This window comes from Crenalkalicoccus roseus, assembly GCF_004761865.1.
Classification (GTDB): domain Bacteria; phylum Pseudomonadota; class Alphaproteobacteria; order Acetobacterales; family Acetobacteraceae; genus Crenalkalicoccus; species Crenalkalicoccus roseus.
On the sequence record NZ_SJDM01000014.1, the window covers coordinates 59,248 to 75,731 of the forward strand.

General features: G+C 74.3%; 17 protein-coding genes. 10 read left to right on the top strand and 7 right to left on the bottom strand.

Annotated elements, in window-relative coordinates:
- Positions 1–136 precede the first annotated feature (136 nt).
- Positions 137–1,528, top strand: a complete 1,392-nt coding sequence (locus ET526_RS11800) for a nucleotide sugar dehydrogenase (protein WP_135467904.1) — start codon at positions 137–139, stop codon at positions 1,526–1,528.
- 7 nt (positions 1,529–1,535) lie between these two features.
- Here the strand turns inward: ET526_RS11800 and ET526_RS11805 are convergent, their stop codons facing one another.
- The 3 genes from ET526_RS11805 to ET526_RS11815 form a co-directional block, all read right to left on the bottom strand.
- Positions 1,536–3,440, bottom strand: a complete 1,905-nt coding sequence (locus ET526_RS11805) for an AMP-binding protein (RefSeq protein ID WP_135467905.1) — start codon at positions 3,438–3,440, stop codon at positions 1,536–1,538.
- 114 nt (positions 3,441–3,554) lie between these two features.
- On the bottom strand, positions 3,555–5,054 hold the full coding sequence (locus ET526_RS11810; protein ID WP_135467906.1) for a DUF294 nucleotidyltransferase-like domain-containing protein: 1,500 nt from the start codon (positions 5,052–5,054) through the stop codon (positions 3,555–3,557).
- Positions 5,055–5,090: 36 nt separating this feature from the next.
- The gene (locus ET526_RS11815) at positions 5,091–5,756 is read right to left on the bottom strand and encodes a hypothetical protein (protein ID WP_135467907.1); all 666 of its coding nucleotides are present in this window, start codon (positions 5,754–5,756) and stop codon (positions 5,091–5,093) included.
- A 137-nt stretch (positions 5,757–5,893) separates the two neighbouring features.
- Between ET526_RS11815 and ET526_RS11820 the strand changes: the two genes are divergently transcribed.
- From ET526_RS11820 to ET526_RS11840, 5 genes are all read left to right on the top strand, one after another.
- A complete protein-coding gene (locus tag ET526_RS11820) occupies positions 5,894–6,199 on the top strand; it encodes a DUF4212 domain-containing protein (RefSeq protein WP_135467908.1) in 306 nt (101 codons plus the stop codon).
- 3 nt (positions 6,200–6,202) lie between these two features.
- Entirely contained in the window at positions 6,203–8,245 is a 2,043-nt protein-coding gene (locus ET526_RS11825; RefSeq protein WP_135467909.1) for a sodium:solute symporter family protein, read from the top strand.
- 74 nt (positions 8,246–8,319) lie between these two features.
- Positions 8,320–8,634 carry a YggT family protein gene (locus ET526_RS11830; protein ID WP_135467910.1) on the top strand — a complete coding sequence of 105 codons (315 nt, stop codon included), beginning with the start codon at positions 8,320–8,322 and terminating at the stop codon, positions 8,632–8,634.
- Between the two features lie 8 nt (positions 8,635–8,642).
- Positions 8,643–8,942 (top strand): hypothetical protein, encoded by a 300-nt coding sequence (locus tag ET526_RS11835; protein WP_135467911.1) that lies wholly within the window; start codon positions 8,643–8,645, stop codon positions 8,940–8,942.
- Between the two features lie 94 nt (positions 8,943–9,036).
- Entirely contained in the window at positions 9,037–9,417 is a 381-nt protein-coding gene (locus ET526_RS11840) for a hypothetical protein (RefSeq protein WP_135467912.1), read from the top strand.
- Between the two features lie 170 nt (positions 9,418–9,587).
- Here the strand turns inward: ET526_RS11840 and ET526_RS11845 are convergent, their stop codons facing one another.
- From ET526_RS11845 to ET526_RS11860, 4 genes are all read right to left on the bottom strand, one after another.
- The gene (locus ET526_RS11845; protein ID WP_135467913.1) at positions 9,588–10,652 is read right to left on the bottom strand and encodes an acyltransferase family protein; all 1,065 of its coding nucleotides are present in this window, start codon (positions 10,650–10,652) and stop codon (positions 9,588–9,590) included.
- Positions 10,653–10,852: 200 nt separating this feature from the next.
- A complete protein-coding gene (locus tag ET526_RS11850) occupies positions 10,853–12,019 on the bottom strand; it encodes a GNAT family N-acetyltransferase (protein WP_135467914.1) in 1,167 nt (388 codons plus the stop codon).
- 172 nt (positions 12,020–12,191) lie between these two features.
- Positions 12,192–12,686 (bottom strand): RidA family protein, encoded by a 495-nt coding sequence (locus ET526_RS11855; RefSeq protein ID WP_135467915.1) that lies wholly within the window; start codon positions 12,684–12,686, stop codon positions 12,192–12,194.
- Between the two features lie 108 nt (positions 12,687–12,794).
- Positions 12,795–14,339 carry a TSCPD domain-containing protein gene (locus ET526_RS11860; RefSeq protein WP_135467916.1) on the bottom strand — a complete coding sequence of 515 codons (1,545 nt, stop codon included), beginning with the start codon at positions 14,337–14,339 and terminating at the stop codon, positions 12,795–12,797.
- Positions 14,340–14,561: 222 nt separating this feature from the next.
- Here ET526_RS11860 and ET526_RS11865 point away from each other — a divergent pair, with 222 nt between their 5' ends.
- The 4 genes from ET526_RS11865 (at position 14,562) to ET526_RS11880 (ending at position 16,086) form a co-directional block, all read left to right on the top strand.
- Positions 14,562–14,918, top strand: coding sequence for an NADH:ubiquinone oxidoreductase subunit NDUFA12 (locus ET526_RS11865; protein WP_135467917.1), 357 nt, complete (start codon positions 14,562–14,564; stop codon positions 14,916–14,918).
- 72 nt (positions 14,919–14,990) lie between these two features.
- The gene (mlaD, locus tag ET526_RS11870; protein WP_135467918.1) at positions 14,991–15,494 is read left to right on the top strand and encodes an outer membrane lipid asymmetry maintenance protein MlaD; all 504 of its coding nucleotides are present in this window, start codon (positions 14,991–14,993) and stop codon (positions 15,492–15,494) included.
- Positions 15,491–15,715 carry a hypothetical protein gene (locus tag ET526_RS11875; protein WP_135467919.1) on the top strand — a complete coding sequence of 75 codons (225 nt, stop codon included), beginning with the start codon at positions 15,491–15,493 and terminating at the stop codon, positions 15,713–15,715. Before mlaD ends, ET526_RS11875 begins: the two co-directional genes overlap by 4 nt.
- Positions 15,712–16,086 carry a DUF2155 domain-containing protein gene (locus tag ET526_RS11880; protein ID WP_135467920.1) on the top strand — a complete coding sequence of 125 codons (375 nt, stop codon included), beginning with the start codon at positions 15,712–15,714 and terminating at the stop codon, positions 16,084–16,086. The genes ET526_RS11875 and ET526_RS11880 overlap by 4 nt, the downstream gene beginning before the upstream one ends.
- Positions 16,087–16,484 lie beyond the last annotated feature (398 nt).

Here is a 16,484-nt window from a genome sequence, read left to right on the forward strand (position 1 = left end):
GCCGGGAGCGTCCGCGGGCTAGGGCCTCAGGCCTCCGGTGTCCAGGCGGCGCCATGAGCGACTCCAGGGAATGCACAACTTTTGCGGGAAATTCGGCGATTGACTATCTCCTGCACGATAAAGCATTCCTGGAGCGATGCGAAGCGGAACCGCCACCCTGGCCCGGCCCGCGGGCCGGGCCGCCCGAGAGCCGGCCCGGTCCGACCCGGTCGCGGCCCTGGCGCGGCGCTTCGCCGGGCGCGAGGCGACGGTGGCCGTGCTCGGCCTCGGCCATGTCGGGCTGCCGCTGGCCCGGGCGGCGGCCGCGGCGGGGTTCCGCGCCATCGGCTTCGACACCGACCGGGCGAAGATCGCCCGCCTCGCCGCGGGGGAGAGCCCGCTCCGCCATGTCCCGGCGGAGGCGCTGCGGGCGCTGCTCGGCGCGGGGCGGCTGCGGCCGACCGGCGACGCGGCGGCGCTGGCCGAGGCGGAGGCGCTGATCCTCTGCGTCCCGACACCGCTCGGGCCGGGGCGGGAGCCGGATCTCGGCCATGTGGTCGCCGCCACCCGCACCGTGGCGCGGCACCTGCGGCCGGGGCGGCTCGTCGTGCTCGAATCCACCACCTGGCCCGGCACCACCCGCGGCGTGGTGCAGCCGATCCTGGAGGAGACGGGGCTCCGCTGCGGGCGGGACTTCTTCCTCGCCTACTCGCCGCAGCGGGAGGACCCGGGCAATACGCGCTTCCCGACCGAGGCCATCCCGAAGCTGGTGGCCGGGGCGGATCCGCAGGCGCGGCGCCTCGCCCTCGCCCTCTACGGCGCGATCGTGGCGCGGCCGGTGCCGGTCGCCTCGCTGGAGGTGGCGGAGGCGGCGAAGCTCGCCGAGAACGTCTTCCGCGCCGTCAACATCGCGCTGGCCAACGAGCTCAAGCACAGCTTCGCGGCCATGGGGCTCGACGCCTGGGAGGTGATCGAGGCCGCGGCGACCAAGCCCTTCGGCTATGTCCCCTTCTGGCCGGGGCCCGGGCCGGGCGGGCACTGCATCCCGGTGGATCCGCACTACCGCGCCTGGGCGGCACGGGCGCATGGCGCGCCGGCGCGCCTGGTGGAGCTGGCGACGGCGCTGAACGAGGCGGCGCCGCGCCAAGTGCTGCGGGCGCTGGAGGCGGCGCTTCGCGCGCGGGGGGAGGCGGGGCTGGCGGGGCGGCGAGTGCTGGTGGTCGGCCTCGGCTACAAGCGCAACATCGCCGATCTGCGCGAGAGCCCGGGCCTCGCCCTGCTCGGGATGCTGCGGGCCGAGGGCGCCGTGGCGGGCTATTTCGACCCGCTGGTGCCCCGCATCCCGCCCCTGCCGGGGCATCCCGGCCTCGCCGGGCTGCGCGGCCTGTCCCGGGACGAGGCGGCCTCGGGCTGGGACGCGGCGCTGATCGCCACCGACCATGACGGGGTGGACTACGCCGCGCTGCTGGCCGCGACGCCGCTGGTGGTGGACACGCGCAACCTCTGCGCCCGCCTCGGCTTGTCGGGGCCGCAGGTGGTGAAGGCGTGAGGCGGCCTCAGCGCATCGCCGCGCGCAGCGTCGCCTCCATCTCTTCGAGGATGGCGGGGTCGTCGATGGTGGGCGGCACCACGTAATCCTCCCCGTCGGCGATCTTGCGCAGCGTCGCGCGCAAAATCTTGCCGCTGCGGGTCTTCGGCAGGCGGCTCACCACCCGCGCCTCGCGGAAGGCGGCGACGGGGCCGATGCGCTCGCGCACCATCGCCGCCAGCTCGCGCGCGATCTCCGCCTCGCCCTTCGCCGCGCCGGCCTTGAGCACCACGAGGCCGAGCGGCACCTGGCCCTTCAGGCTGTCCTTCACCCCCACCACCGCGCATTCGGCGACGTCCGGGTGGCTCGCCAGCACCTCCTCCATCGCGCCGGTGGAGAGGCGGTGGCCGGCGACGTTGATGATGTCATCGGTGCGCGACATCACCCAGACATAGCCCTCCTCGTCGATCATGCCGGCGTCGCCGGTGTTGTAGTGGCCGGGAAAGGCCTCGAGGTAGCTCTCGCGGAAGCGGTCGTCGGCCTGCCACAGCGTCGGCAGGCAGGAGGGCGGCAGCGGCAGCCTCACCGCCAGGCTGCCGATCTGCCCGCGCGGCACCTCGCGCCCCGCCTCGTCCAGCGCCACCACCGCGTAGCCCGGCGCGGCCTTGCCGCCCGAGCCCGGGCGCATCGGGAACAGGCCGAGGCCGCGGAAGCCCCCCGTGATCGCCCAGCCGGTCTCGGTCTGCCACCAGTGGTCCACCACCGGCTTGTTCAGCAGCTTATGTGCCCAGATGGCGGTGTCCGGGTCGCAGCGCTCGCCGGCAAGGTAGAGCGCCTCCAGCCGCGACAGGTCGTGCCGCGCCAGCAGCGCGCCCTGCGGATCCTCCTTCTTGATGGCGCGGATGGCGGTGGGTGCGGCGAACAGCACCTTCACCCCGTGCTGCGCCGAGACCCGCCAGAAGGCGCCGGCATCCGGCGTGCCGACCGGCTTGCCTTCGTAGAGCACCGAGGTGCAGCCGGCGAGCAGCGGCCCGTAGACGATGTAGGAATGCCCCACCACCCAGCCGACGTCGGAGGCGGCCCAGAACACGTCGCCCGCGCCGACGCCGTAGACCATGCCCATGGAGTTGTGCAGCGCCACCGCGTGGCCGCCATTGTCGCGCAGGATGCCCTTGGGCTTCCCGGTGGTGCCGGAGGTGTAGAGGATGTAGAGCGGGTCCGTCGCCTCCACCGGCACGCAGGGATGCGGCGCGCCTTCCGCCTCGGCCTCCAGGAAGTCGCGGTCGCGGCCGGGCGTCAGCGCGCAGGGGTGCTCCGGCCGCTGCAGGATCAGGCAGGCCTCCGGCTTGTGCGGGGAGAGGGCGATCGCGGCGTCGAGCAGCGGCTTGTAGGCGACGACGCGGCCCGGCTCGAGCCCGCAGGAGGCGGAGAGGATCGCCTTCGGCTTCGCGTCGGCGATGCGCGCGGCGAGTTCCGCCGCGGCGAAGCCGCCGAACACCACGGAATGGATGGCGCCGAGCCGCGCGCAGGCGAGCATGGCGAGCGCCGCCTCCGGCACCATCGGCATGTAGATCACCACCCGGTCGCCGCGCCCGACGCCGAGCGCGGCCAGCGCCCCGGCCAGCTTCGAGACGCGCCGCTGCAGCGCGGCGTAGCTCAGCGCCTCGATGCGCCCGGTCATCGGGCTGTCGTAGAGGATGGCGGCCTGCTCGCCGCGGCCGGCGGCGACATGGCGGTCCACGGCGTTGAAGCAGGTGTTCAGCCGCCCACCGGGGAACCAGCGGCCATAGACGCCGAGGGAGGGGTCGAACACCCGCTCCGGCGCCCGCTCCCAGGCGATGCCGCGCGCGGCCTCGGCCCAGAACCCCTCCGGGTCCCGCTGCCAGGCCGCGTAGGTTTCTTCGTAGCGCTGCGCGCCCGCACCGGCATTCATGTGGCGCCTCCCGATCCCGCGTATGGGGCAGCGTGGCAAGCCCGCCGCCGCGCCGCAAGCGCCCGCGCGGCGGCGCCGGAGCGGGTTCGCGTGCCCGGCCGCTTGCGGGCCGCCCTACCACAGCCTGCCGGTGAAGCCGGCGAAGGTGGCGGAGGCGAAGCCGCGCACCGCGCGCAGCGCCTCCCGCAGCCTGGCCTGCTCGGCGCGGTCGAGGGCGCCGGTGTCCACCAGGCTGCCTGGCGCGGCCCCGGCGGCGAGGTCGGCGAGCTGCTGGCGCAGCAGCGCGCCGAGCAGCGCCGCAAAGGCCTCCCGCAGCCGCTCCGCCTCGGCCTCCGTCAGCGCGCCCGCGGCGGCGAGCGCTTCGAGGCGCGCCTCGGTGCCGGTCTCCGCCACGCCGCGCTGCAGCGCCGCCAGCCGCGCCGCGGCGACCAGCGGCATCAGCCCGTGGAGCTTCAGGTCGGTGCGGTGCTCCGGGCCCGGCGTGTGGTCGGCGAAGCCGCCCCAGAAGGTGAGCCCCACCCGCAGCCTCTCATCCTGCTCGGCGAGGGCGGCGAGCAGCGCCGGCGCCTCGGCCAGGGCGCGGGCGAGGGCGGCGCGCAGCGCCGGGCCGGGAGCGGGCGCTCCCCAGGCGGTGCGCTCGCCGCTCGCCGCCTGCACCCGCGGGCCGGAGGCGCCTTCCCACGCCTCCGCCACGGCGCGGAAGTCGAAGGCGATGTCGGCGAAGAGCAGCGCCGCGCCGCTGCGCCGCCGCGCCCACAGCCCGAACTGCGCCTGCCATTCGGCAAGGCGCTTCCGCCACAGCGGGTTGCGCGCCATCACGCCCGCGGGGCAGGGCGGGAAGCCGGCGGCGGCCAGCGCCTCGTTCAGCGCCTCGGCGAAGCCGCGGAACCAGGTATCCACGCGCCCATGCGCGGCGTCCGGGTAGTCGCCGAGGATCAGGCCGTTGTCCTGGTCCGGCCGCAGCAGGCTCTCGCCCCGCCCGGCGCTGCCCATCACCAGCAGGGTGAAGGGCACGGGCGGCGGGCCGTGCGCCGCCAGCACCCGCTCCAGCACCCGGCGGTGCAGGTCGAGGTTGATCTCGCTGACCAGCGCCACCACGCGCGGCGCCGGCACCCCCTCGGCGAGCAGCGCCCCGGCGACGCCCGCCTGCGCCCGCTTCAGCGCCGCATCATCGCCGGCGAGCGCGCCGAGATGGCCGAGCATCCGCCCGGAGACCACCGCCAGCGCCTCCGCCCGGTGCAGCAGGCCGACGCAGCGTCCCGCCGCGTCCACCACCGGCAGGTGGCGCAGATGGTGGGCATGCAGCAGCGCCACCGCCCGCCACAGCCCGGCATCGGCACGGCAGGTGACGACCGGGGCCGACATCGCGCGCGCCAGCGGCGCCTCCGGCGGCAGGCGGAAGGCGACGCGGCGGGCGATGTCCTGCTCGGTCAGGATGCCGACCGGGCGGCCGGCGTCGTCCACGGCGAGCAGGGCGGAGGTGCGCGCCGCGGCGAGAGCGGCCACCGCCTCGCCGAGCGGCGCCTCCGCCGCCAGCATCGGCGGCGGCGGCGACATGGCGCCGGCGACCTGGCCGAGCAGCGCGGAGGTGGAGGGGAGGGGAGGCAGGGCCATGGCAGGGCCTCCTGTGCCGGCGTCGCCCGGCGCCGGTCAGCCGGCCGGCTCCGGCACGGCGGCCGTGGCGAGCAGGCGGCCGGCCAGGGCGGCAGGGGCGAAGGCGCGCTCCATCTCCTGCTGGGTCGAGACGATGTGGAAGCGCAGCGCGCCGCGGATCGCCGGCGCCTCGCCCCGGCGCTGGTCGGGATGCACGGGCAGGGTGGCGAAGAGCGGCGCCTCCGCCAGCAGCGGCAGCCGGTGCGCGGGCCAGGGCGGTTCGAGCTGCAGCGCCGCCAGATGGCCTGGCAAGGCGCGCAGCGCGGCCTCGGCCGCCTCCACCTCCTCGGGCGGCACGGGCTCGGCGGCGAGCGCCTCCACGTGCAGGCGGACCAGCGCCGCGGCCAGGACGGGTTCGCGGCCCTCGGCGTGCGGCCGCAGCCAGGCCTCGATCAGCGCCGTGACGTCGGCGAGGGCGGGAAGGAAGACCTGCCAGCGGCAATGGCGCAGGGCGGCGCGGAAATCGGGGTCGGCCATCACCCGCTGCTCCTGGCGCCCGGCCTTCACCCGGCAGTAGTCGAGCACGGTCTTCTGGGCGACGAAGGCGGCCTGGCGGCGCAGGAACGCGCGCAGCGCCGCCGGCTCCTCCGACCGCGTCGGCCGTAGCAGCCGCGCCAGCAGGGGAGGCGGCGAGATTCCTGAAAATATCTTCATGTTTGCCATGTTGCGATGGCGATGCGGAGGATGCTAGCCGGAAGGTCAATGAAAGGCCACGGAATCCGCGGTGGAACGCGCCGTGGATTCCGCCGGCGGGAATCCCGCGGGGCCCGGAGCACGCGGGCGCAAGGGAGGGCGGCTGCATGCCACTGGTCGAGGACACCAGGACGCCGCAGGGGACGAGCCCCCCTGCGGTGGACCGCGCCACCGCGCACGCCTACTGGAAGAAGACCTCCGCGCTGATGTGGACGGTGCTGGCGGTCTGGGCCTGCGCGGGCTTCCTCGTGCACCTCTTCGCGCCGTCGCTGAACGGCGTGCGCATCCTCGGCTTCCCTCTGGGCTTCTACATGGCGGCGCAGGGCAGCCTGATCGTCTTCGTCGTCGGCCTGTTCTGGTTCGCGCGGCGCCAGAACCGCATCGACGAGGAATTCGGCGTGCAGGAGGAGTGAGGCATGTCCGGCACCGCGAAGCCGAGGGACCCCTTCATCGCCGCCCTCGGCAAGATCTACGCCGGCTACACCGGCGGCTTCGCCCTCTTCGTCGTCTTCATCGCCATCCTCGAGCAGCTCGGGGTGCCGAACCGCATCCTCGGCTACCTGTTCGTGTTCCTGACGATCGGCGTTTACGCCTATATCGGCATCATCAGCCGCACCGCGCAGGTGGCCGAGTACTACGTGGCCGGCCGGCGCGTGCCCGCGCTCTACAACGGCATGGCCACGGGCTCGGACTGGATGTCGGCGGCGAGCTTCATCGGCATGGCCGGCAGCCTCTACGCGCTCGGCTATGGCGGCCTCGCCTTCATCCTGGGCTGGACCGGCGGCTACATGCTGGTGGCCATCCTGCTCGCCCCCTACCTGCGGAAATTCGGCCAGTACACGGTGCCGGACTTCCTGGGCGCGCGCTACGGCGGCAACGTCGCCCGCGCCATCGGGGTGACGGTGCTGATCACAGCCTCCTTCGTCTACGTGGTGGCGCAGATCGTCGGCGTCGGCATCATCACCCAGCGCTTCCTCGACGTCTCCTTCGCGCTCGCGGTGTTCCTCGGCCTCGCCGGCATCCTGGTCTGCTCGATGCTCGGGGGGATGCGGGCGGTCACCTGGACGCAGGTGGCGCAGTACATCGTGCTGATCATCGCCTACCTGATCCCGGCCATCCTGATGTCGGCCAAGGTCACCGGGGTGCCGGTGCCGCAGCTCATGTACGGCTTCGCGCTGGAGCGGATCGAGGAGCTGGAGGCCGCCTTCCGCGCCGCCGGCCAGACGCCGCCGCCCGGCGTCGTCGGCTGGCACAGCGCGGCCTTCGTCGGCGCCAACGGCCAGTTCAGCATGAACGCCGCGGTGAACTTCTTCGCCCTGGTGTTCTGCCTGATGGTCGGCACCGCCGCGCTGCCGCACATCCTGATGCGCTACTTCACCACCCCCTCGGTGCGCGAGGCGCGGCAGTCGGTCGCCTGGTCGCTGTTCTTCATCTTCCTGCTCTACTTCACGGCGCCGGCCTATGCCGCCTTCGCCAAGCTCGAGATCTACCAGAACCTGATCGGCCAGCCGATCGCGGCGCTGCCCGAATGGGTGCGCAACTGGCAGATCGTCTCGCCCTACGGCGTGCCCTGGATCAACATCGTGGATGCCAACAACGACGGCATCCTGCAATGGAACGAGTTCCGCATCCATCCGGACGTGGTCGTGCTGGCGACGCCGGAGATCGCGGGCCTGCCCTACGTCATCGCTGGGCTGGTGGCGGCGGGCGGCCTGGCCGCCGCGCTCTCCACCGCCGACGGGCTGCTGCTCGCGCTGGCCAACGCGCTCAGCCACGACGTCTACTACAAGATGATCGACCGCAACGCGCCGACCAAGCGCCGGCTGATCATCGCCCGCACGCTGCTGATCCTGGTGGCGATCCTTGCCGCCTGGACCGCGGGGAACATGGGCGCCGACATCCTGTTCCTGGTCGCCTGGGCCTTCTCCATCGCCGCCGCCGGCCTGTTCGCCGCCCTGGTGATGGGGGTGTGGTACAGCAAGACCACCAATGCCGGCGCCTGCTGGGGCATGGCGGTGGGCTACCTCGTCACCTTCGGCTACCTGATCTGGTCCGAATTCTTCGGCCTCTCCTTCGTCGAGACCTTCGGCACCAGGGAGGCGATCCTGAACGCCGCCCGCCAGGCCGCCGCCCTGCCCCAGGCCTCGGCCGAGCTGAGGGCCTATGCCCAGGGCCTGATCGGCAACGCCGCCGCGGTCCAGGACGGCCCGCTCTCCTGGTTCGGCAGCCTGATCATGACCACCGACAGCGTGGTGGCCCGCGGCCGGGTGGTGGCCCGCCTCTGGGGCATCAACAACATCTCGGGCGGCATCCTCGGCGTACCGCTCTCCTTCCTGACCATCTGGCTGGTGTCGCAGTTCACCCGCGCCCCGAGCCAGGCGATGCAGGACTTCATCCACGACATCCGCATCCCGCGCGGCGGCGTGCGCCTCGCCGACCGGCGCGAGGCGGTGGAGTAGCGGGCGTCCCCGGCGGCGGGGCGCCACGAGGGGGCGGTCGCGGCGGCGCGGCCGCCCCCTATCATCCCGGAACCATGCAGCGGGACTTCATCCTCGGTCACCTGCCCTTCTGGCTGGTGACCTATTCCCTGGCCGTGATCGGCTGGACGCTTCTCGGCCGCTTCCTGCTGCAATTCCTCGTGCCGCCGGACAGCCCGCTCTACATCTGGCGCGCCTTCCGCCGGCTGACCGACTGGGCGGTCGCGGCGGCCGCCCTGCTGGTGCCGAGCCTGGTGGCGCCGCCCTTCCTGCCCCTGGTCGCCGCCTTCTGGGTGTTCGCGCTGCGCCTCGCGCTCGGGCTCGGCATGTATGCCGCGGGCTGGGCGCCGCGCCTAGCGCCGGCGGGCTGATCCGCGCGATGAGCCCGCAGACTCTCCTCGTCCTTACCGTGGCGGTCAGCCTGTTCAACGGCCTCGCCAGCCCGCTCCTCGGGCTGGTGTTCGTGCTCTGGCCGCTCTGGTACCCGGCGGTGATCACGCCGGTTCCGGAACTGATCTTCTACGGCGCGAGCCTGATCGTCGCCACGGCGACGCTGCTCGTCGCGGCCCTTCCCGCCGCGCTCGCGGAGCGGCTGGGGGCCCCCGCGGCCGCCGCGGCGATGGTCTGGCTCGGCGGCGCGGTGCTGATCACGCTGGCGGGGCTGCTCATGCGACCCTGAGGGCAGGGGGCGCGTTCAGGAGGGTCAGGCCGCGCCGGGCCTGAGGCGAGCGCCCGTGGCCGTTCCGGGGAGATCCCAGATGGGCGAGGGAAGCATGGACACCATTCGGACCCTGGCGGACCTGTCCATCCGCCGTGGCTGCGCCTTCGCGGCGCTGGCGATCGTCCTCACCATGATGAGCCTGTCCTTCGATCCGGCGCTCGCCTTCCGCGCCGGAGGGGCCATGGCGGCGCTCCTCTGCCTCGGCCTCGCCCTGGCGGGTTGGTGGGCGCCGCAGCGCGACATGCGGCGGACCGAGCTCTGGATGCTGCTGCGCGGCGCGGCAGGCGATCCGTTCCGCGGCGCACCCCGCGGCGAGGTGCAGGCGCTGCTTGCCGCCGTGCTGCGCGAGCGCCTGCTGTGGCACGCCGAGCGCGTCGGCTTGGCGGCGCTCGCCCTCGGCTTCCTGGCCCTGCTGGTCAGGGCCGGGGGCTGATACGGCCGCGGCATCGCGGGACGCATCTGCGGGTGGGCTTGCCGGGATCCCGCCGCGGCCGGACCCGGAGGGGCGGCGGCGCGCGAAACAAGGACATGTCGGCAACCGCACCACGGCCACGCGAGACGGCGGATGCGGCCATCGGCATGAGGCGCCGCCGGGCTTTCCGCTCAGGTGGCGGCGGCGACGGTGCGCCGCGGCCGCCGCCCGGGCAGCGCCATCAGGCCCGGCACCCGCTCCAGGAAGGGGCCGAGCGCCAGCGAGAGCGCCGTCGCCCCCAGCACCACCACTATCGCCCAGCCCCAGAGCGGCAGGAGGTCGGGCCGCTCCAGCTCGATCAGCATGCGCAGCAGGTAGGCGTGCAGCAGGTAGATGACGAGCGTGTTGGTCCCGACCAGCCGCAGCGGCGCCGACCAGCGGCTGTGCGCCACCAGCGCCGCGCCCGCCAGCGCCGCCGGCACCGCGACGAAGGACAGGGCGAAGCGCGCCGGGCGCAGCTCCAGCCACCCCAGCTTGTGCGCGGCTGCCGTCGCCACCGCCCAGCACCCGGCTAGAACGAGGAAGATCAGCCCGCGGCCGAGACGGGGCACAGCGACGCGGCGCAGCCAGCCACCGGCGATCACGCCGAGCACGAAGTAGGGGTAGTGGTAGAAGCGGTCGATCACGCCGGCGCCGATCGCCTCCCCCAGCTTGAACATGCCAGGCAGCGCCAGCAGCAGCGCGATGCCGAGATGCAGGAGCGGCGGCAGGCCGCGCAGCGCGAGCGCGGTCGCGAAGAACAGCGCCAGCGCGTAGAGGAACCAGGCCCAGCTGTCCGAAGTGATCAGGTGCTGGATCGGGTTGAGGCGCGGATCGAAGAAGCCCCATACGCCGTGCAGGCCGAGCAGCGGGAAGATCACCCCGCCGATGATCCCGTAACCGAGCGCCGTCCAGACCGCCCAGACCCACATGAAATGCGCCACCCGCTCGGTGAGCACCTGCCGCGCGGGCCGCGCCAGCATCGCGGCGCCGAGAATTCCCGAGACAAGGAAGAACAGCGGCATGCGCAGCGGCGTCAGCGCCAGCGTCGCCATGTGCACTTCGAGCGAACGCTGCCCGATGGCGTTCAGCATGGAATCCGCGTGCAGCAGCACGACCAGCATGATGGTCACGCCGCGGGCGACGTCGAGCCACAGCTCGCGCTGGCCGTGCGCGCTGGCGCCGGGCAGGGAAGGAGATCGGGACTGGTCGTGCATGGTCGCTCTCCTGCGGTTGGAAGGTGCGGGAGGCGACAGACCCTATGGCGGCGGAAAACCTTCTTCCGCCCGGTCCCGATGGAGAGGCGTGCGCGTGAGAACCGGCATGACCCTGGGCTACAGCGGTGCGCGCCGCGGTGGAAGCGGATAAGGCGCCGACGCGGTCAAACGGCGGTGAGACTTCGCCGCCGCGCCGCGCCTCAATCCGCCGCGCCGTCGGCGCGGAAGGGCGAGAGGGCGGCGAGTGCCGCGATCTCCTCCTCGATCGCTGACCGTTCGCGCGCGAGGAAGTCGGCCACCGCGCGGCGCAGCCCCGGATGCGCGATCCAGTGCGCGGAATAGGTGGGGCGGGGCAGGTAGCCGCGCTGGATCTTGTGCTCGCCCTGCGCGCCGGCCTCGACGCGCGGCAGGCGGTGCTCGATGGCGAATTCGATGGCGCGGTAGTAGCAGAGCTCGAAATGCAGGAAGGGCACCTCCACTAGGCTGCCCCAATTGCGTCCGTACAGCGCCTCCCGCCCCAGCAGGTTGAGCGCGCCCGCCACCGGTTCCCCATTGCGCTCGGCGACCATCATCACCACGGCGTCGCCAAGCCGCTCGCCGAGCAGCGGCCAGAACTGCCGCGTAAGATAGGCGCTGCGGCCCCATTTGCGGTCGGTGGTGCTGCGGTAGAAGCGGTGGAAGGCGGCCCAGTGCCGCTCCGTGATCTCCGCGCCGCGCAGGGTGCGCAGCACGAGGCCGGAGGCCGCCGCCTCCCGCCGCTCCCTGCGGATCGCCTTGCGCTTGCGCGACGAAAGCGCGCCGAGGAACTCCTCGAAGCTGGCATAGCCCGCATTGTGCCAGTGGAACTGCACGCCGAGGCGCCGCAGCCACCCCGCCTCGCCGAGCGCCCGCCACTCCGCCTCCTCGCAGAAGGTGACGTGCGCGGAGGAGAGGTCGAGCTCGCGGCAGGCCTGGGCCAGCGCCTGGCCGAGCGCCGCCGGCGGCAGGCCCGAACCCGGGCGGACCAGCAGCCGCGGCCCGGGCACCGGGCTGAAGGGCACGCAGACCTGCAGCTTCGGGTAGTACTGCCCGCCCGCGCGCTCGAAGGCATGCGCCCAGGCATGGTCGAAGACGTATTCGCCCTGGCTGTGGCTCTTGGCGTAGCAGGGCGCGCAGGCCAGCAGCCGCCCTCCCGCGCCGCGCAGCGCCAGGTGCTGCGGCAGCCAGCCCGTGCGGGCGGTGGCGCTGCCGCTCTCCTCCAGCGCCAGCAGGAAGGCGTGGCGGAGGAAGGGGTTGCCCTCCCCGGCGCAGGCATCCCATTCCGCGGCGGGGATCTCGGCGATCCCGCGGTGCAGCGTCAGCGACAGCTCGGGGCCGGTATCGGGCATGAGGCGCATGTCGGGGCGGCGGCGGGGGGCGCAACCCCGCCGCCACGGCCGCAACCTTCCCATGGCCTTCCGGCGCGGCCGCGGAGCCGCTTCCGCGCGGCCGTGGCCGCGGCGATGGCTCCGTCCTTCGCGCGCGGGGCGGAGGCGCGCTGCCGGCCGCCCGCGATCTGCCCTAACCGATCTCGAACAGCCCCTCCACCTCCACCGCCGCGTCGCCGGGCAGGGAGGGGACGCCGATGGTGGTGCGGGCATGCCGGCCGGCCTCGCCGAACACCTCCACGGCGAGGTCGGAGGCGCCGTTCATCACCTGCGCATGCTGCGTGAAGTCGGGCGTGGCGGCGATGAAGCCGCCGAGCCGCACCACCCGCTTCACCCTGTCGAGATCGCCGAGGCAGGCCGCCTTGAGCTGCGCGAGCAGGTTGATGAAGCAGAGCCGCGCCGCCGCCTGCCCCTCTTCCGGCGACACCCCGGCGCCGAGCTTGCCGGTGAAGGCGATCTTGCCGTCCCGGAGCGGCACCTGGCCCGAGATCACGGCGAGGCCGTGGCGCCGCCCGGTCTCCACCGCGAAATCCACCACGTTGCAGGGGATGTAGTTGGCTATCGGCGTGGCCGGCTCGGGCAGGGCGATGCCGAGTTCCTTGAGGCGCGCCTCGATGCGTCCGCTCATGGGCGATCTCCTTCCGCTGGATGAGGGGGCACGGCGCGCAGCCTGCACCCGCCGCCCGTATCGGCCAACACCGCCCCCGCCGGCCGGTTCGCCGCCCGGCCGGCGGCCTCAGCCGACGAGGCGGAGGAGGCGGCGCCGCCCGCCCGCGGCCTCGCGGCCGGGGGCGGGGTGGGGCGGCAGGTCGAGCGGCAGCAGCGGCGCCTGCTGGGCGGGGCTGCCGAGCGCATCCGGGGCGCAATCCTCCTCCGAGGGGTCGGGCAGGTCGCGCCGGCCGAGATGGTCCAGCGCCAGGCGCCGGAACGCCCAGTCGAGCACCGAGGTGGCGCGGCCGATCGCGGGGTCCCCTTCCACCGCGCCGGCGGGGCCGAAACGGGTATAGGCGAAGGCGTCCACATAGGCCTCGAGGGGCACGCCCTGCCGCAGGCCGAGCGAGACGGCCTCGGCGAAGGCGTCCATCAGGCTGCGGAAGGCGGCGCCCTCCTTGGAAAGGGTGAAGGCCACCTCCCGCAGCCGCCCCGTCTCGTCCTCGGCGGTGCGCAGCGCCACGCGGTGGCCCCCCACCGTGACATGCAGGCTGCTGCCGCGGTGCCGCCGCACCGCCGCGGCGCGCGGGGCGGGCAGGGCCGCCGGCGTTGGCGGGGCGGCGTGCAGGAAGGGCGTGACCGCCTCGGCCATCGCCGCGCGCGCGGCCGGGGAAACGGGGGCGAGCAGGCCCTCGGCCGCGGCGGGGAAGCGGCGGCGCGCCCGCAGCAACGCCGCGGTCGGCACCTCCCGCACCGTTCCGTCCTCGGCGAGGGTGGGGCGGGTGGCCCCGGCGGCGGGGGCGATGCCGCCCGTCTCCGCCCCGAGCAGCGCCTCCGCCGCGTCGGGCGGGGCAAGGGCGAGCAGGGCGGCGTGCCGCCGGCCGGGGAAGGCGGCGGCGGCCCGCAGCGCGCTGCATGCCGCCTCGGCGAGGCCAGGCAGCGCCGCCACCGGCGGCGGGCAGGGAGGAAGGGGCGGCGCCGTCTCGCGCGCGCCGCAGCGCGCGGCGAGGCGGCCGGATTCGGCCTCCGCCGCCCCGCGCGCCAGGGCGGCGATGGCGGCGCCGGCGTCCCGCGCCTCCGCCGAATCGTAGGGAAGGCCGAGGGCCGCGAGCAGACCGGCCAGGTCGGCGAAGCCGAGTCGCAGCCGCCGGGCGCGCCCGCCGCCGAGGCAGTCGAGCGCCAGCACGCCGAGCGCGCAGGCCTCGGCGAAGCCCTCCGCGTCGAAATCGCCCTCGTCGTCGAGGAAGGCGGGCAGGTTGAGGACGAAGCGCGGCTCGGCCCCGGCGTCGCCGCGCCAGACCTCGGCGCCGGGCGCCCCGCGGCGGGCGAGCAGCAGGCCGCGCAGCGCCGCGGCGAGGCGCGGGGCCTCCGCCGTCCCGAGCAGGCCGGCGCGCCGCCCGCGCGCGACGGCCCGGCCGATCCAGGCCTCGGCGGCGCGGGGCAGGCTGACCGGCCCCTTGCCCGGCAGCAGCGCGGCGAGGGCGGCTGCCGCCTCCTCCCCGTTCCAGGCGGCGGGAAGGGCGATGGCGCGCAGTGGCGCGTCCGGGTCGGCGCCGGCGCGGGTGCGGCGCAGCGCCACGCCTTCCCATGCGGTGCCGTGCCAGGAGGAGGTGCCGTGCTCAGCGTGCATGGCGCCATGCTAGGGAGTTCCCCGGGGCGGGGGAAGGCGGATCTTGTGGGTGCCGACGGCGGAACCCGCTACATGCTGTGCGACCGGGCAGCCGGCACGTGGCTTTGCGCGGCGGCGGCGGGTGTGCGATGGTGCGCCCCGAGCGGCGGGGGCGGCGTGCCCTTCCGCCCGGCGCCGGGCATCCCCAACTCCGGTCCGGCCCAAAGGAGCCTGCCTGTCCCCATGTCCGTCCTGCTGCGCCTCACCTCGGCCCTGAAGGGCCGCAAGATCGGCACCGACCGCTTCGGGAACGTGTATTTCGAGTCGCGCAGGCCCCTGCCCATCTACAACCGCCCGCGGCGCTGGGTGGTCTATGCCCGTGGCCGGGAGCCGACCACCGTGCCGCCCGAGTGGCACGCCTGGCTGCACCACACCACCCCCGAGCCGCTGCCGGAACGCAAGCTCTACCCCTGGCAGCAGGAGCATCTGCCGAACCTCACCGGCACGCCGCATGCCTATCGGCCGCCCGGGCATGACTATGTCGGCGGCACGCGACCGCCCACGGCGGGCGACTACGAGGCTTGGACCCCTGGACGCTGACGCCCCCGCCATGCCCTTCCCCTCGACCCCGCGGGCCGGACGGAACGCCGCCCGCCGGCCGGGACGCACCCGATGAAGCGGCGCAGCCTCATCGAGGTCGCGGCCGGCGCCGTGGTGGTGGTGGTCGCCGCCGTCTTCCTCGCCTACGCCGTGCTGCACAGCGGCCGCGGCCCGATCGCCGCCGACGGCATCCGCCTGAGCGCGCGCTTCGACCGGATCGACGGGCTGGCGCCCGGCGCCGACGTGCGCATCGCCGGGGTCCGGGTGGGCAGCGTCACCGGCAGCCGCATCGATCCCGAGACCTTCGGCGCCGAGGTGACCATGGTGGTCGACCGCAGCCTGCGCCTGCCGGCCGACACCTCCGCCGAGATCACCAGCGAGGGCCTGCTGGGCGGCAAGTACGTCTCCCTGGTGCCGGGCGGCGCCGAGGAGGTGCTGGCCGATGGTGGGCGCATCACCCTGACCCAGGGCTCGATCAGCCTGGAGGCGCTGCTCGGCCGGTTCATCTTCTCGGCCACCCAGCTCAACGGCCAGCAGCAGGGCCAGGCCGAGGGCGGAGCCCCCCCGGCGCAATGAGCCTCGCCCCGCCCCCCGTCTGGCCCGGCGCCGACGGCCAGCCGATCTCCTGCCGCGAGAAGCTGAAGGTGCTGGCCGAGAACCATGCGGAGGTGGCGCAGGTGCTGCGCGACGCCTTCGAGGACGCGGTGCTGATGGGAGTGGACGAGGCGGCGATGCGCCGCATCCTCGCCGAGATGGTGGCGGCGCTGCCGAGCCCCAGGCGGCCGGGGCGGGGATGAGCCGCGCCGCGCCGCTCGCTCTCCTCCTGCTGTTCGCCCTACCCGGCGCCGCCCCGGCGCAGGAATGGGTGCCGCGGCGTGTGGCGGAGCTGCAGATGCTGGACAAGGTGACCGCCCGCGTCTCGGTCATCCGCGTGCCGGTCGAGCAGCCGGCGCAATTCGGCACCCTCACCCTGCGCGTCGCCGCCTGCCATGCCCGTCCGCCCGACGAGGTGCCGGACGCCGCGGCTTGGCTGGAGATCGGCGACAGCCGCCGCCCGCCGGAGCGGCAGGTGGTGTTCCGCGGCTGGATGTTCGCCAACGCTCCCGGCGTGAACATGCTCGAGCACCCGGTCTACGACGTGCGGGTGCTGGAATGCCTGGATCGCTAGAGGAGATCGCGGCGGGCTGGACACGGCTCCAGCGCCTGATCCGGAGGCGGAACCACCGGGGCGCCGACCAGCCGCTCGGCAAGGAACGGACGCGTCATCCACCGAAGCGGATCGCCTCGTGGAACCGCTGCGTCCAGGTCTGCCCGCGGCGACGGCTCCGGGCTTTCGTTGAAGGGCAGCATCACGCTCCCGGCGTTCCCCGCCCTTCGCGATACGCTCCAGCTCTTCCGGGTTTCGAAGATATGGCTGGGGGACCTGGACTCCGTGCTGGAGGTCCGAGTCCTTGCATTTCCGGCCCTGGCGGCCTGCTCCTCGGCGCGATTGTGTCCCGGTCCTGTGTCCCTCGGCAAGCGTCCCGCGCGATCCGACTAGGCCGCGTGGACAAACCGGTAGGCTGG

Excerpts from the sequence above, each read along its gene's own strand:
- mlaD (WP_135467918.1), top strand. The coding sequence starts at position 14,991 with ATGAAGCGGCGCAGCCTCATCGAGGTCGCGGCCGGCGCCGTGGTGGTG.
- ET526_RS11835 (WP_135467911.1), top strand. The coding sequence starts at position 8,643 with ATGAGCCCGCAGACTCTCCTCGTCCTTACCGTGGCGGTCAGCCTGTTC.
- ET526_RS11845 (WP_135467913.1), bottom strand. The coding sequence starts at position 10,652 with ATGCACGACCAGTCCCGATCTCCTTCCCTGCCCGGCGCCAGCGCGCAC.
- ET526_RS11805 (WP_135467905.1), bottom strand. The coding sequence starts at position 3,440 with ATGAATGCCGGTGCGGGCGCGCAGCGCTACGAAGAAACCTACGCGGCC.
- ET526_RS11825 (WP_135467909.1), top strand. The coding sequence starts at position 6,203 with ATGTCCGGCACCGCGAAGCCGAGGGACCCCTTCATCGCCGCCCTCGGC.
- ET526_RS11820 (WP_135467908.1), top strand. The coding sequence starts at position 5,894 with ATGCCACTGGTCGAGGACACCAGGACGCCGCAGGGGACGAGCCCCCCT.
- ET526_RS11865 (WP_135467917.1), top strand. The coding sequence starts at position 14,562 with ATGTCCGTCCTGCTGCGCCTCACCTCGGCCCTGAAGGGCCGCAAGATC.
- ET526_RS11875 (WP_135467919.1), top strand. The coding sequence starts at position 15,491 with ATGAGCCTCGCCCCGCCCCCCGTCTGGCCCGGCGCCGACGGCCAGCCG.
- ET526_RS11850 (WP_135467914.1), bottom strand. The coding sequence starts at position 12,019 with ATGCCCGATACCGGCCCCGAGCTGTCGCTGACGCTGCACCGCGGGATC.
- ET526_RS11830 (WP_135467910.1), top strand. The coding sequence starts at position 8,320 with ATGCAGCGGGACTTCATCCTCGGTCACCTGCCCTTCTGGCTGGTGACC.
- ET526_RS11855 (WP_135467915.1), bottom strand. The coding sequence starts at position 12,686 with ATGAGCGGACGCATCGAGGCGCGCCTCAAGGAACTCGGCATCGCCCTG.
- ET526_RS11860 (WP_135467916.1), bottom strand. The coding sequence starts at position 14,339 with ATGCACGCTGAGCACGGCACCTCCTCCTGGCACGGCACCGCATGGGAA.
- ET526_RS11810 (WP_135467906.1), bottom strand. The coding sequence starts at position 5,054 with ATGGCCCTGCCTCCCCTCCCCTCCACCTCCGCGCTGCTCGGCCAGGTC.
- ET526_RS11880 (WP_135467920.1), top strand. The coding sequence starts at position 15,712 with ATGAGCCGCGCCGCGCCGCTCGCTCTCCTCCTGCTGTTCGCCCTACCC.
- ET526_RS11800 (WP_135467904.1), top strand. The coding sequence starts at position 137 with ATGCGAAGCGGAACCGCCACCCTGGCCCGGCCCGCGGGCCGGGCCGCC.
- ET526_RS11815 (WP_135467907.1), bottom strand. The coding sequence starts at position 5,756 with ATGGCAAACATGAAGATATTTTCAGGAATCTCGCCGCCTCCCCTGCTG.
- ET526_RS11840 (WP_135467912.1), top strand. The coding sequence starts at position 9,037 with ATGGACACCATTCGGACCCTGGCGGACCTGTCCATCCGCCGTGGCTGC.